This is a genomic window from Edaphobacter sp. HDX4, assembly GCF_036877565.1.
Taxonomy (GTDB): Bacteria; Acidobacteriota; Terriglobia; order Terriglobales; family Acidobacteriaceae; genus Edaphobacter.
In genome coordinates, this window is record NZ_JAEDXW010000008.1 from 39,838 (window position 1) to 55,220 (window position 15,383).

Here is a 15,383-nt window from a genome sequence, read left to right on the forward strand (position 1 = left end):
AAGGTAAAGAGCATGATAGCTAATGATCGACTTCTGCCAGGTCAACCTTCTCGATCGAGCGGGTATGTGGCTTCGCACGATTTCACTAGGTTTTCTCAACTGCAGCGCAACAGCAGTTACTCATCCGCGGATATAAGCAGCCGTTTTGGTGCTCGCCTTCGAGAGCTTCGGAGATCTCGCAACATGACCCAGCTCGAGATGGCAATCGCCTTCGGAATCGACCGTAGTTATATTTCCGATGTTGAACGCGGCCGCAAGGCAATATCACTACCTACTCTTGAGGTAATTGCGTTGGGGATGGATGTATCGCTCTCAATGCTCTTGAAGGACATTTGAAGAACAACTGAAGGGGCAATGTGAAACATCACCACCTTGCCCCTTCAGTTTTACTGCTTTTTGATTAGCGGCGCCACGACATAGAGGTCACTCGTCGAAATGACTCGCTGCACCTCGTTCTGGACTCCAGGACCGTTCACGTTGCCGTACATGCCTCCATACGGTTCCACTTCCGACTCTGAGATAGCCGAGTAGATGTCCATATCTCCGCACCCGAAATCCATCACGTAATAGCCATAGGTCTGCATGGCTTGGAGGATTCGGAGAGCAGGAAGAGAGAGTGACAGCTTGGTGAGGTCCAGTTTAGGATCCAGTTGGATTACACCACCATATGGCACGAGGCCAGTGTTGGTATATCCGCTGTTCGAACATGAGTTGGTGCTCGTCATCATACCGGCATCACGAGCAGTTGCAGGATAGACGCGAGCTCCCCATGTTCGCTCCACGGGGCCCCCGATGGCGTGCTTGATAGGTTGTGCGGGATTTGTTGCTTCTCCGGGCTGAATCATAACCGGCAGCTCAGCGAATTTCGCCGCTGTTGAACCGCCCGAGTCTCCAAGCGAATTGAACGAAGTGGGATTGCTGGCATACAGTGCGTTGGGACCGCCGGTCTGCGAATTGAGTGTGGTCTTGTAGGTGCTAACAAACGTGTTTGTTGCTGGATCCACAAAGATCACATGGCTATCGCCTTCAGGAAGACTGGGCAGGCTGCTAGTCCAGCCTCGAGTCATGTGAAAAGGAAAGGTTCGAAGAGTACTTCTGTCGGAATACCACTGGCTTGTGACGGTCAGCTGCGGATCGGAAGATGCGGCAACGGTTTCTCCGTACCCGATCCCGTCTCCTCCATGAGCCGCATTCATCTGCAGTTGCTGAATGTAGCCACTCGGTAATTGAACCTTGGCCCAAGCGGCTGGAATTGCGTGGTAATACGGCGAATCCGGAGAGAATGACATGCTGAGGTTAGAATTCGCCGCTACTGAGGCCGCGGGAGCCTTCCAACCTTTGGGCTCGAGACTCGCCAGGACGTTTGACTCGTCGTTGCCTGAATCCAAAGAAGGATCGATACCCCAATTGAGATACATTACGAGCACCGCCTGTCGTGCACTCTGTTCTGTAGAAGACAGAGACGCCCCGGACGTTGCGACTTTAGTGAGAACGGCGCTAGGGGTGGCCTGCTGAGCTGTTGGCTGATTCGCATAAGGAGTCAGTGCGCCGCTGAACTGCGGATTGACGGAAGGAACAATGTTCAGAGTGACATCATTTGAGGAAACGGTGGTTCCGTCAGATAAAGTTGCAGTGGCCCGCAGAATGTGTGTGCCACTTCCGATCCCGTTAACATTGAATCCTCGAGGAGTGGATCCAGACACTCCTCCCATCCAAAACGGCGAAGTGCTCTCTGTCGACTGAAGCACATTGTCTATGAAGTAGGAGACCGTCGCCCCCGCAGAAAGCGCGTTGGCAGAGACAAAGATCGATTCCGTCACAGTAGCAGGACTCTGAAGGCCGGTTAATGAGAAGTTCGCTGGGTTCGTCGAAGGGGTGGTAGTTTGAGGCGAGGATGGTGGAGGTGCCGACGGGCTTGAGGTAGGGGTGGACGTCGATTGAGCGGGAGTGGAGGAAGTGGTTGTCTTCGAAGGGCTCCTGCGCCCCTTAGCCGCAAAGGAGTGGACAGGAAGCACCAACTCGGTGGGTCCTAGAATGGATAATGTGACTGTTGAAAGGAGAGCAAAACGGAGTCGTTTCGAAGCTCGTGCGGGGAGTAAGTTCTTCACAGATTGAAGCTTTCTTGGTTGGATGGAACTCGGCGTAAACCATGTGTGGGGGGCCCTTGTCAACAACCGTTGATTGAAACTGCGAGCCACAGGAGCATCGCAGCCAACGGTCAAATTGGATGTGCAATTGATTGCCACTAATGCGCATGCAATTGCACACCCAAACTTGTCGCGCTAGCCAACCTCAGCCCAGCCAACAGCATCGTTAAGCCGTCGACAAGGAGGCGGGAAGTTTTTACCTTCCAGAGCTTCAAAAGTTCGAACTGCTAACAGAAGTTTCGGCGGGCGAAAGAAATTCGCCTGGGATTCAGACCGCGAGGAATCACGATGACGAAACCTTAGAGGGGAAATTCACTCACTTGCGATTGGATGGAAGCAGCTGGTTTTATTGTTTTCAGCAAGCGGACGAATGCTGTGAAGGCGCTGATCGCCGCGCGGAAGCATCACCTGGGACGGCATACGCAACAGCAGCGCCTATGAGTGCGGGGGATTTTAAAGCTGTTTCCACCGTAAGCTTCCGCAACGGGAACCAGGATAGCCAGAGATATCTCGTAAGCCGTTGCGATGAAAGACACCATACCGACTGCCGCGTACAGACCAACAATCGGTCTCTGAACGATAGACTGCGCAAAAGCAACCCACCTGACAATGTATTCGCATGTGCGCCAGCGACCTGCAGCAGAAGTCGATGCTGTCGAGGGTAGTCCTACGCGATGAGCCGCAGCTCGCTAACTGCAGAAACGCGCTAAGCGTTGCTCCAAATCAGCAATTCCACGAAGTTTCGCTACGAATCAGAGAGGGCTTGGAATTCCCGAGCGGTGAGTATTTCCAAATACGTATACGAAGGGCTCTAATGGGTCATCGCATAGATAACATAGTTCACACCAATCTCTGTACCAAGCACTGAAAAGCGGGAGGGATACCGCGAGTCGTCCAAAAACTCCCAGGAATCCCCGAGGTCGGAGTTTAGCGAAAACGCCACCATCACTCTATGCTTGTCGTCATAAATTCCCTTCCAGTGAGCTATATATCCATCTTTCTTATGCCCAGTACCCAAATGCTCGGCTCCTGGAACTTGAAAACGATCTTCGAGATCGAAAAAGGTATGGAAGATAGGGTCGTCATTTGGGATATCCACAAGGTCCCGTTCGGGGAATACCATTTTCATCGTCTTTTCGAAGTAGGCCTGCTCTTGAGAACCATGGCAGTCGTCCGCCATGAAGAAGCCGCCGCGCAACAGATAATCGCGCAACTTCTTCGCCTGCTTCTCGGTCAAGCCCCATTCGCCTACCTGTACTGCATATATCCATGGCCAGTTATAGATCTCATCGCCGTCGTCAAGATTAACGGGCTGCTCAACGGATCGAGCGTCAATGTTAGTAAGGCGACGAACTGCATTGGCCATAGCGCGATCTGCGCGCGGATAATCCTGGGTCCACAATGAGAGTCCCTGCTGCCATGGTCCGTCAAAACGTCCGCGATAACCATCCAGAGGCCCCGGAGGAAACATCAGCCGGGCAAACGTCCACTCACCCGAACGATTCCAATCGGAAGGAAGAGGGAGATGCGAGCCATACTCAACCGAGGGATATTCTCGAAAGCTCCGCTGCGCCAAGAGGCCGCCTGCTAGAAGTCCGATCAGAAAAACAAAATAGCTGACCCTCTTTCGCAGATGTTTCATTGTGATAGCCTCGCCGTTTGGATTGTAGATCAGCTATGGAGAAACAGGTGCTTTATAGCCCAATCGACGTACTGCTGAACATCACAGGACAGTGAAAAAGAGAGCCCGGGGGCATAGCAGCCATGAATTCAACAGGCGGCGTCCGAAGCAGGATGCGGCCACCGTCTCTCTCATTTTCGAGGTGTTCTTACCCTTGAGCTCCTGGTAATTTCCAGGGCAAATGAATATATATCGGATACGCGTCCTCGATCCTGTTTGAGAGTTTCGTGCCGCGCCGAAGTTATTGCTTAAGAGCAACTTCCCGGTAATCCAGATGTGGCTATCATTCCTTCGGTCATCGATCAGAAAGAACGGAGGCAAAGCTTTCTGATAGTCTCCTCATCACCCCACCGCACTAGGAGGGTTCTGATGAAGCTCTAGAGAACTGCAGTTGCACCTGTCTTATCTTGCCGACAGTGCGGACCGCACGCATAGGCCCCGCAATGCTGACCCCGACCCCGGTAACAACTTGCACCTAGTGCTGGATCTGTACACGACACGAACTCGATTACAGACATAAAGAGGGCCGCTGCCGGATTGAAGTGCGTCCGGAACATGAGGGAAGGCTGCTAATCTCATCTGCCACATCACGGGCTCGGTCACTGGTTGTGACCGGTAGATGATGGGCTAACCCGTATGTGGCTGAACTGATTTTCCTTTCGAGTGGGACTTGATTCATCATCCATGACATGACACAGTAAGAAACCTTAGGTGCAACAGGCATGTTTGAATTCTTGTTCAAATATCCGCCGCCGGTCTTCACGAAGGGACACTTCGTGCTTCTCTCGGCGTGGCCTGTCTGGTTGCTTGCCTCATCGATAATTCTGCTGATAGCAGCACTGGGGTGGCTGACCTACCGCCGCTTTTCAAGCCTTGCGCTCAAGCTTAGGACATGGAGGGTCTGGGCACTTTGGGGGATGCAATCTACCTTCCTTGCCCTCATTCTTATCCTCTTATGGCAACCGGCGATGTTGGTTGCGGCACTCACCTCCCAGCAAAACATTATCGCTGTAGTCATCGATAACTCTCGAAGCATGGCATCACGGGACAGCGATGGAAAAACACGTGAATCGGTCGCGCTCTCGCTTCTTGAGAAGGACCTTCTCCCCGAGATCCGAAAGAAATTTCAGGTACGGCTCTACCGTTTAGGAAACAGCGTCTCTCGGGTCGACAATCTTCCAGATCTCCAGCCTCAAGATCCGGCTACCAACATCAATGGCGGCCTGAAAAAACTTGTCGAAGACACAAGCAATCTGCCGATCGGAGCGCTGCTTCTGCTGAGCGATGGAGGCCAGAATTCGGCCGAAATAGGCGAATCTGGAATCGCACTTGACACGCTGCGGGCGCTTCAGAATCGCAAACTACCAGTGCACACGATCGGCTTCGGACGACTACAGATATCCCACGACATTGAATTAGAGAACATCAGTCTCCCCTCTACGGCTGTCCTCCACTCTCGCTTATCTGCCGACCTAAGCTTTATGCAACATGGGTTTGCTGGCCAATCGGCAGCTATCACCATCTGGGATGGAGAGGGGTATCTCGCCAGGCGCACGGTAAAGCTGGCTCCAGACGGAGTACTTCAGACAGAACCACTTTTCTTCTCTGCCGGTATCGCTGGAATTAGAGATCTCCGGTTCACAATCGACACTTTGCAAGGAGAGGAAAACCTCAAAAATAACGCGGTAACGCGATCGCTTCTAGTGAACGCAAGCAAACGACGAGTCTTGTATGTCGAGGGGGAACCGCGATGGGAGTTCAAGTTTATTAGGCGGGCCGAAGAAGAAGATCCAACCATACAACTGATTTCGATGTTGAGGACAAGCGAGAACAAAATATACCGGCAGGGCGTTAGCGGTCCAGGCGAACTCGCCGACGGGTTCCCCACACGTCCAGAAGACCTGTTTGGTTACTCCGCTATTATCATCGGATCGATTGACGCGAATTACTTTTCGCCAATGCAACGCGAACTGCTGCGAGAGTATGCCGACCGAAGAGGTGGAGGCATCCTATTTCTTGGGGGGAGAATGTCACTCAGCGAAGGTGGCTGGGGAACATCCAACATCAGCGAGTTGCTGCCTACCTCCCTACCCTCGGAACGTGACAGCTTCCATCGAAATGCGGCTACCGTTGAGCTTACAGCGATCGGGGCGGACTCAGCGATTACGCGCCTGCGCGATGATCCCATAGAGAATGCTCAGCGCTGGAAAAGACTGACGTATTTGGCGGATTTCCAGAACGCCGGCTCACCTAAGCCAGGCGCTGTTGTGCTTCTTCAGATGAACACTGGACGACGCGAGCTCCCCTTGCTTGTCACGCAGAGCTACGGTCACGGACGCACCGCTGTGCTTGCAACTGGAGGAACATGGCGTTGGCAGATGGGCGAGCCGTTAGGAGATCCGTCGCATGACCTGTTCTGGCAGCAGTTGATCCGCTGGCTTGTAGCCGACTCCCCGACAGCAGTAATGGCGTCAGTGTCACCCTCGCTGCTAATAAACGAAGGGAGAATACAGCTAAGCGCTCAGGTCTATGATGCGCAATTCAATCCAGCTGTTGATCTACACGTAGCCGCACATATCCTTGGTCCTGAAGGCAGCGACGCCTTGATCGATCTGCCATCTTCTCAACTGAATCCCGGAAAGTACACAGTGAGCTGGAATGCAGAGAAGCCTGGCGACTATCTGGCAGAGCTCACGGCCATAAACAATGCGACACATCAAGAGCTTGGCCGTGATACCGTAATCTTCCGTCGAGAAGACGGTATCGCCGAAGACTTCCGCACCCAGCAGAATCGCGAGTTACTACAACAGCTGGCTTCCCAGACCGGCGGCCGATATTGGGAGCCGAACGCAATAGGAGATCTTCCACAAAATATCTCGTACTCCGAGGCGGGTATTTCGGTCCGTACCACAAACCCACTCTGGAATATGCCTGCTGTCTTTCTCATGCTTAGCAGCCTTTTGATCGCAGAATGGCTCTTACGACGTAAGTGGGGAGTTATATGAAGTCGCTGTGGCGAGGAAAGCGACGGTTCAACCTAGGCGGTTTTGGGCTTCTTCTGATCGCCTTATCTTCTCCATCACTTCACGCACGTGCAGCGACCTACTACCTCATCGTCTCTGGCCTTGGTGGTGAGGCCGATTATGAACAACGCTTCACATCTGCGGCGAGGGATATCGCAAGAATCGCTAAGGCCTCGAACACGGACGTTCAGTCTTATGAACTCACTGGTCAGGACGCAACGGCGGCTCGGATGAAAGATGCCTTATCCATCATCTCTCGCTCCGCGACCCCGCAAGACGATTTCATCCTTATATTGATCGGTCACGGTTCGTTCGATGGCACTATTTACAAGTTCAACCTTCCCGGTCCTGATGTCAGCGCTGAAGAAATTGCGGACATGTGCAGCGGCATTCGAGCTGGCCGACAACTCATTGTGGATACATCGAGCGCCAGCGGTGCCGCTGTATCGCCACTTCGTCATCCGGGCCGTGCCATCATCGCTGCAACCAAATCAGGCACGGAGAAAAGCGCCACCGTCTTCGTTCGTTACTGGATTGAGGCCTTGCAGGACCCTTCCGCAGACACGGACAAAAGCGGCTCGATTAGTGCATTGGAAGCTTTTATGTACGCCACAGGCAAAACGAATGATTTCTATAAGAAGCAGAACCTGCTGGCGACAGAGCATGCCGTTTTCACCGATGTTTCACACTCTGAACCAGTTCGTGATGTGAGCACCGGTCAAGGAGCCTTGCTGGCGAGTCTTACCTTAGTGCGACTGGATAGCGTCCGGCCGTCTGCAAGCAATCCAGCTAACGTTGAGCTGCTCAGGAAGAAAGAAGAACTCGAACAGAAGATTGATGCGCTGAAATTCCAAAAAGCGGGTATGGATTCGACTGAGTACAAGAAGCAGCTTACAACGCTGTTGTTACAGCTGGCACGGGTTCAGCAGGAGCTGGATCGATGAGACGGATGCCTGAATTCGCCATGTTTATCGTGCTCAGCACTACCGCATCTGCTGTCGTGCCTGCAGATTGCTGGTTGTTCCGAAAACATGGGCAAGAGAAGGAGTCACAGTCATGCTTCCAGATGTTGACTCAAAGCAATCAACCAAACGTTCGCGCCGAAGGGCTATGGGGCCTTGAGCAGTGGGATCAGGCAAATGAACAATTCCGTCTAGCGGCCCGATGGGCGCCCGGAGATCCGGAAACAAAAGTCCGCTGGGCGATGCTGTTACACGAACGATTTAACGATAGAGAGGCAGCAGACTTACTACACGAAGCTATAGATCGGGATCCTGCGAACGTGAATGCCTACCTGGGTCTTGCAATAATCTCTGCCGAGAGCTTCGATGGTAAGGCAACGTTCTATGTAGAAAAGGCGCTTGCCCTCGATCCGAAACGCGCTATGGCACATGAGCTTGCTGCAAACCTTGCCCTACAAAACGACGAACGCGACCGGGCATCCGCCGAGGCTCGGGAGGCTATCGCGCTCGAACCCGATGCACTGGATGCGATGTCGGTCCTTGCAGCTAACGAGCTATTGAATGAAAACTCGCCAGAGATGTGGGTCTCTCGGATACAAGAAATCAACCCACGCTATGGATCTGCATATGCGCAGATCGCCCATCAAATGGAACTGCACTATAGACAAACCGATGCGGTGGCCTATTACCGGAAAGCCATCGCTGTCGAACCTCGACTGTGGTCATCCCACTCGAAACTGGGTATAGGTCTGATGAGACTCGGCCAGCGGGAGGAAGCACGGAAAGAGCTCGAGATCAGCTACGACAACGGATATCGCGATGCTGCGACCGTCAATAGTCTTCGCCTGCTGGACAGCTACAAGAGCTATATCACCACTCGAGATGACCATGCAGTCCTTATATTGAAAAACACAGAATCGGACCTATTGCTTCCGTACCTTCAAGACGAGCTGCGTCAGATCATCACCACCTATAACCGAAAGTACATCATGAAGTTGCCTGGGCTGGTACAGGTTGAGCTGTATCCAGACCACGAAGACTTTGCCGTCAGAACCATGGGCATGCCTGGACTGGGAGCGCTTGGAGTGACATTCGGTCAGGTGATTGCAATGGACAGCCCTTCAGCCCGCAGACCCGGTGATTTCAATTGGGCTAGTACGTTATGGCATGAAATGAGCCATGTTTATGTGCTTAGCGCAACAGCGAATCATGTGCCGCGGTGGTTCACCGAAGGTCTCGCGGTCCACGAGGAAGGTCAACGTTCAGTGGAGTGGGCCAATCGAGCGACTCCAGATGTTCTGATCGCTATTCGAGAGAAGAGGCTCTTGCCAATCCTCAAACTCGATCGCGGCTTCGTCTATCCCGACTATCCCTCACAAGTAGCCGTCTCCTACTTCCAGGCCGGCAGCATCTGCGACTTCATCAGCCAGCGATGGGGAGAGACTAAGCTCCTTGACATGATTCACGCATATGCCGACCTTAAATCGACAGCTGATGTGGTCAACCATAATCTGGGCCTTAAGCCCGAGGAATTCGACAGTGAGTATCTTCTTTGGATTGAGAAACGCTATGGATCCGAAACATCCAATTGGGATCAATGGCGAGTTCGTATTAGAGCACTTGCCGCTGCAACTCGAGACCAACATTGGAAAACAGTACTCAACGATGGTAATGCTGTAATCGACCTCTACCCGGAGTACATAGGTGAAGGCAATGCCTACGAGTTTTTGGCAGAAGCTGAGCGCGCCTCGGATGACGTTCAGGCCGAGGTCAGAGTTCTGGCGGCTTACGAACGTATGGGGGGGCAAGATCCGACGCTGCTAAAACGTCTTGCCACAATCGAAGAGCAGAGCGGGGACAGGTCTGGCGCAACGGAGACATTGGTCAGGATTAACTATGTCTATCCGGTGAATGACGCTGATCTTCATCGCCATCTCGGAGATCTACTGTTTGACCAGCAGCATTATGAGCAAGCCGCAAGAGAATACAGTTCCGCAATAGCATCCCATCCGGTCGATAAAGCTGGCCTCAACTTCCTTCTCGCGCGAGCCTATCTGGCTGCTGGGCACAAGAAGGAAGCAGAGGAAAGTATTCTCGCTGCACTTGAAATCGCACCGGGATATGTCCCCGCACAAAAACTGCTGCTCGAATTACACCAAATCGAAAAACAGTGAGGCACCCTTTGATGGCCACGTTTGCTGATCTCAGCTCAGATGCTAATCAACTCCAGCGACGTGTCGAGCGGTTCCACATCGTAAGGGAACGCATCCTCAGCCAGGTCCACCGCGTCATTGTGGGTCAGGAGGAGGTTCTCGATCAGATTTTGATAGCCCTGTTTGTTGGCGGCCATTGTCTAATGACAGGAATGCCGGGCACTGCGAAGACACTCATGGTCAGAACTATAGCAGAGACGCTTGGCCTCGAGTTTCGTCGAATTCAGTTCACGCCTGATTTAATGCCCTCCGACATCACTGGCACGGACATTATCGAAGAAGATTTTGCTACCGGCCATCGCAAGTGGACCTTCGTTCCAGGCCCTATCTTCGGCAATATTTTGCTTGCAGACGAAATCAACCGGACCCCTCCCAAAACTCAGTCCGCACTACTCGAGGCGATGCAGGAACGCTCCTGCACCGTGCGAGGTCACATCTATCCACTACCAGCGCCGTTCTTCGTACTGGCCACCCAGAATCCGATAGAACTCGAGGGAACATATCCCCTCCCTGAGGCACAGTTAGATCGTTTCTTGTTCAATGCAAGATTGGATTACCTCAGCGCCGATGACGAGTTGAAGGTCCTCAGTTTGACTACCTCTACAAATACAGCAGAGATGACTGTCGTAACGTCAGCCGAAGAACTTTTAGACTTTCAACAGCTGGTGAGGATGGTTCCGATCGCAGACTCCGTCGCGCGTTACGTAGTCGATCTCGTGCGCGCAACTCGCCACAAGAGCGACAATGCTCCAGATTTCGTAAAGAAGTATGTCAGCTACGGGGGCAGCGTCCGGGCTGCACAATTTATCGTTCTTGCCGCGAAAGCGCGAGCGTTGTCTCGAATGCGATATCACGTGTCCTACGAAGACATACTTTCATTGGCCATACCTGTGTTGCGCCATCGCATACTGCTCAACTTTCATGCAGAATCTGAACGAATCGATGCTGATGAAATCCTAAGGCGTCTCCTGATCGATCTGCCTCCAAAGAAGGAGGCATGATGGAACGCTTCCTCGATCCTGCGATATTAGCCAGCATCTCTTCGCTCGATCTTGTGGCCAGAACTGTCGTCGATGGTTTCGTCTCGGGGCTGCACCGGTCCCCCGATTTCGGATTCAGCCAGGAGTTTGCTGAATACCGCGCCTATTCGCCAGGCGACGACCTTCGCCATGTCGACTGGAACCTCTTCGCACGCACGGAGCGCTTGTATCTGAAGAGATATCAGGGTGAGACAAATGGGCAGCTCGTGATCCTTCTAGACGCCAGCAATTCAATGCAGTTCACGTCACGCAGACCGAGTAAGGCTGACTACGCACGCTACATCGCAGCATCCCTGTTCTATCTAGCTATTCGTAACCAACATGATTCCGCTGGACTCATTGTGTTCGATAGCGAAGTACGAAACTACATACAACCTTCTACACGTTCGGGCCAATTACGGCGCCTGTTCGCTGCACTCGAACAGGCCGAGCCGCGCGAGCGAACAGACTTTTCCAAGCCACTCGAACATTTCCGAGCACAGCTGCACCGTCGCGGAATAGTTATCGTGATCTCTGATTTTTACGAATCACCTGAGGTAATCGTGCACGCCCTCGAATCTCTTCGATTCAAAGGCAATGATGTCGTGCTCTTTCACGTTCTCGATCCACACGAACTCCAGCCAGTGATGAAAGGTCCAGCCATTCTGGTAGATCTTGAGTCCGAGCAAACGATGGAGGTGGTACCTGAATCGATCAATTCGAGCTATCGCTACAAGCTCCAGGCACACATCGATGATCTTCGGTCACGAGCACTAGCTGCACGTCTCGAATACCAGCTCATATCGACGGATCAGCCTCTTGACAGCATGTTGCGCGATTACCTCTCCCTGCGGAAGGCTGGCGCGTGATGGGCTTCCTATACCCATGGTTTTTTGTAGGTCTCGTTGGATTAGGAATACCAATCTTTGTGCACCTACTCCGGAAGCACACCACGATACCTCAACCGGTCAGTTCTCTCATGTTCTTCGAGCATGGCATCCAGAGTTCTACGCGACACCGGCGCCTCAAGCACTTTCTCCTCTTCGCCCTTCGTTTTCTCCTGCTGCTGTTAGTCATACTTGCATTTGCAGATCCATTCCTTCGCCGATCAGCGAGCCCCAAAGACAGTCTCTTGTTGGTTGTGGTTGATAAGTCTTTCAGCATGCAGGCGGGTTCGCGGTTCACAGATGCAAAGAGAGAGGCTCTGGAGACACTGCAGAACAAGCCGCGATCACAGCCAGCGAAAATTATTGCGCTTGGAGGACATTCGGAATTGTTGACGCCGCCAACCTCCGATACCGCTGAGCTAATCGCCGCCCTCAACACTATTCATGTGGAAGATAGCTATGCGAGTTTCGCCGATCTCAGCCGTTCTGTTCACGCTCTGAGCGATTCGTCATCTGGAGCGATAGAGCTTCACCTGTTCAGTGACGTGCAACGTACGGCAATGCCGGACAATTTCGCTGAGGCCGTGCTTCCTGACAAAGTGAGATTGACCATTCATTCGGTGTCAGGGCATTCCCCTTCGCCCAATTGGACAGTTGAAAGCACGGATGCACCTGCCGAAGTTGCGGACCCCGCTAACCAGTCCGTATCACATGTAAAAGCAGTAATTAGGGGCTTTGCGACTGCCAGCGCTGAGAAAACTGTCGCCTTACTTGTAAATGGGAAGACTGCTGTTACCCGCACGATCACAATACCTCCCGGTGGCAGTTCGTCGGTCGAATTCGCTCCTTTTCATGTGAGTTACGGCTTCAATCACTGTGAGGTTCGGATCGAAGGGAGCGATTCTCTGCCTGCAGACGATGTAGCGAGATTCGTTATTCGCCGCATCGATCCGCAACGGATTCTCTTCGTTCACAGTCCCACAGACCAGCGATCTCCGCTCTATTTCGAAACAGCCCTCAATGCCACTAAAAGTGGTAGTTACGTACTGCAATCTGCCGCTGCCGATCAAACCACGAGTATTGATCCTACGAAATTTGCTTTCGTCGTCTTGTCGGATTCAACGTCTCTCCCTTCCACCTTCGAACACGCACTTGAGCAGTTCGTCTCAAACGGAGGCGGGGTTCTCATTACTCTTGGCCTCGACGCTGAGCGCCGCAAACATATCCCATTATGGCCCGGCTTACTTCAGCAAGTTCATGATTATTCAGCACAAGGTGGGGAAGACGTCGGTCAGATCGACTTCACATTTCCTGCGGTCGAACAAAACAAGCCGAGCCGCGGAAACGGAGGGTGGGCAGGGACGAAGATATCGTACGTCGCATCCGTTGACCCATCCGGTGCCCGTGTTGTGGCGAAACTGAGCGACGGCATCCCCCTGTTATTGGCAAAGCAGATCGGGAATGGCCATCTCCTGCTTTTCTCCTCAGGCTTGGACAATATCACCAACAATCTGCCTCTCCAGCCTGTATTCGTCCATTTCATAGATAAAACTTCGGAGTATCTTTCGGACACCGGACAACTCAGCGGTTCAAGAATAGTTGATTCTTTTGTCCAGCTTCGTTCCCCCGCTGCTAACGGTCGAGAGGTCTCCCGTGTGGAAGTTGTCGACCCTCAAGGACGTCGACCGCTTTCCCTCACCGAGGGCAGAACGGTCCAGACTTTCCGATTGGCGCAGGCTGGTTTCTATAAGATTCACCCGGCAAATGGGCGAGAGGCCCAATTTGGTGTTAACCCCGATCGCAGAGAATCTGATCTCACTCCGATGTCCCCTGAAATGGAGAGCTTATGGGCCCGGAGCAACGATTCTCATCCCGGACCTCAAAGGGGGGTCACACCTGCCGCGAGATATCGCAACGTGGACCTTTGGTGGTACATTATGCTACTTGCATTCGTAGTGGCAGTCGCTGAGATACTACTCTCGAACGCCTACTTGAGTACGCAGCGGGAGGAAATATGAGCAAGCAAAGCGAGCTCAACTCCTATATCTCGCAGTTGCTTGGAAGGCTGCGCCTACGTACATGGCTGCTGGGTTGTACCGTCCTGATCATCACAGCTCTGGCGACGACCGTACCGCTCGTCCTGATTCTGAATCATTTTGCGTTTCCTGCCGGAGGGGTAAACAGCGCTCGGTTCGTTCTCATATTTGCTCTCGCATTTACTGCGGCACTCGCGATCCTCCTGCCGTTACTTCGTCTTTCCCCTGATCAAGCAGTCCGGCAGGCCGAAGCGACATATTCAGGTCTTGAGCAGCGGCTTACCACATTTCGCGATCGTCAAAAGGCTGGTGATGACGGCTTCCTCGAATTACTTGCGGCAGACACACTGGAGCACACCAGGGATGCACCGCCATCTTTCGTTGCGCCCAATAACCACCTGTTTGCAATCGTAGGCGTGGGACTCGGCTGTCTCGCCACTCTGGTGTGGATGGTCACAACAAGGCCTGGATTCGTCGGGTATGGAGCGGCGCTTCTATGGACAGGCGAGCACAAGAACACTAGCCCGCTCTACAGCCTTAGGGTAGTGCCAGGCAATGTGACTGTTAGACGCAACAGCAATCAGCTGATTTCAGCTCGTATCGCGGGTCTCCATCCCAGCAATGTCCAAATCTTCGCGCGTTATCAAAGTGCTAAAGCTTGGGAATCAGTCAATATGCAAGCACAACCAGACCTGGGAGAGGCCGCAAACTATCAGTTCATATTTGCCGGTTTGCCTGAGAACGTAGATTACTATGTGAAAGCTGGCCCTCTGATCTCACCTCGTTACCACGTTCGTGTTGTCGATCTCCCATCCATTAAAAAAATCCACGTCACCTATCAGTATCCCCGTTGGACTGGAATGGAATCGGCTACCCAAGAGCAAGGAGGAGACCTTCGCGCAATTGAAGGCGCTGACGCTCACATCAAGATTGAGATGGATAAGCCGCTGACAGATGGAAAGCTCACTCTCGATGACAACCGCACGATACCCCTCTCTTCAGCAGGCCCGAACCAATACACCGGCACGATCCGCATGAAGAACGACGGCTCCTATCATCTCAGCGCTCGAGATCAAGGACAACCCATTCGACTTTCAGAAAATTACTTCATCGCTACAGATAAAGCCGAGTCTCCTCAGGTGATTGTCACTCGGCCCGCTGGAGACTATCGCGCATCGCCAATAGAGGAAGTGACAATCAGAGTCCAGGCAACCGCTCAATTTGGACTTCGCAATTTGCATCTGCACTACTCCGTCAACGCGGGGCCCGATCACGACGTCAGCATCTTGAAATTTCAGGGAGCCAAGAATGCGGAGGCTTCGCACACCGTCCAACTGGAAGACTATAAGCTGGTGCCTGGCGATCTCGTCAGCATCTACGCCACGGCACAGGATGGTCATGCCGAGACTCGCACA

The 15,383-nt window shown here is 52.8% G+C and carries 9 protein-coding genes; 7 read left to right on the forward strand and 2 right to left on the reverse strand.

The genetic code is table 11. The features are described from left to right. The first annotated feature begins 12 nt into the window (after positions 1–12). Entirely contained in the window at positions 13–336 is a 324-nt protein-coding gene (locus JAO29_RS09825) for a helix-turn-helix domain-containing protein (protein WP_334268033.1), read from the forward strand. 50 nt (positions 337–386) lie between these two features. Here JAO29_RS09825 and JAO29_RS09830 read toward each other — a convergent pair whose 3' ends face one another. Next, on the reverse strand, positions 387–1,820 hold the full coding sequence (locus tag JAO29_RS09830; RefSeq protein WP_334268034.1) for a hypothetical protein: 1,434 nt from the start codon (positions 1,818–1,820) through the stop codon (positions 387–389). Positions 1,821–2,958: 1,138 nt separating this feature from the next. After that, the gene (locus tag JAO29_RS09835; RefSeq protein ID WP_334268035.1) at positions 2,959–3,789 is read right to left on the reverse strand and encodes a DUF4159 domain-containing protein; all 831 of its coding nucleotides are present in this window, start codon (positions 3,787–3,789) and stop codon (positions 2,959–2,961) included. Between the two features lie 761 nt (positions 3,790–4,550). Here JAO29_RS09835 and JAO29_RS09840 point away from each other — a divergent pair. The 6 genes from JAO29_RS09840 to JAO29_RS09865 are packed head-to-tail and all read left to right on the forward strand — an operon-like array spanning position 4,551 to position 13,950. Further along, entirely contained in the window at positions 4,551–6,833 is a 2,283-nt protein-coding gene (locus JAO29_RS09840; protein WP_334268036.1) for a hypothetical protein, read from the forward strand. Next, the gene (locus JAO29_RS09845; RefSeq protein ID WP_334268037.1) at positions 6,830–7,795 is read left to right on the forward strand and encodes a hypothetical protein; all 966 of its coding nucleotides are present in this window, start codon (positions 6,830–6,832) and stop codon (positions 7,793–7,795) included. The genes JAO29_RS09840 and JAO29_RS09845 overlap by 4 nt, the downstream gene beginning before the upstream one ends. A 5-nt stretch (positions 7,796–7,800) precedes the next feature. Beyond that, positions 7,801–9,987, forward strand: a complete 2,187-nt coding sequence (locus JAO29_RS09850) for a tetratricopeptide repeat protein (protein ID WP_334268038.1) — start codon at positions 7,801–7,803, stop codon at positions 9,985–9,987. Between the two features lie 11 nt (positions 9,988–9,998). After that, positions 9,999–11,027, forward strand: coding sequence for an AAA family ATPase (locus tag JAO29_RS09855; protein WP_334268039.1), 1,029 nt, complete (start codon positions 9,999–10,001; stop codon positions 11,025–11,027). Next, on the forward strand, positions 11,024–11,914 hold the full coding sequence (locus JAO29_RS09860) for a DUF58 domain-containing protein (RefSeq protein ID WP_334268040.1): 891 nt from the start codon (positions 11,024–11,026) through the stop codon (positions 11,912–11,914). The genes JAO29_RS09855 and JAO29_RS09860 overlap by 4 nt, the downstream gene beginning before the upstream one ends. Beyond that, a complete protein-coding gene (locus JAO29_RS09865) occupies positions 11,914–13,950 on the forward strand; it encodes a BatA and WFA domain-containing protein (protein WP_334268041.1) in 2,037 nt (678 codons plus the stop codon). Before JAO29_RS09860 ends, JAO29_RS09865 begins: the two co-directional genes overlap by 1 nt. Positions 13,951–15,383: the final 1,433 nt, after the last annotated feature.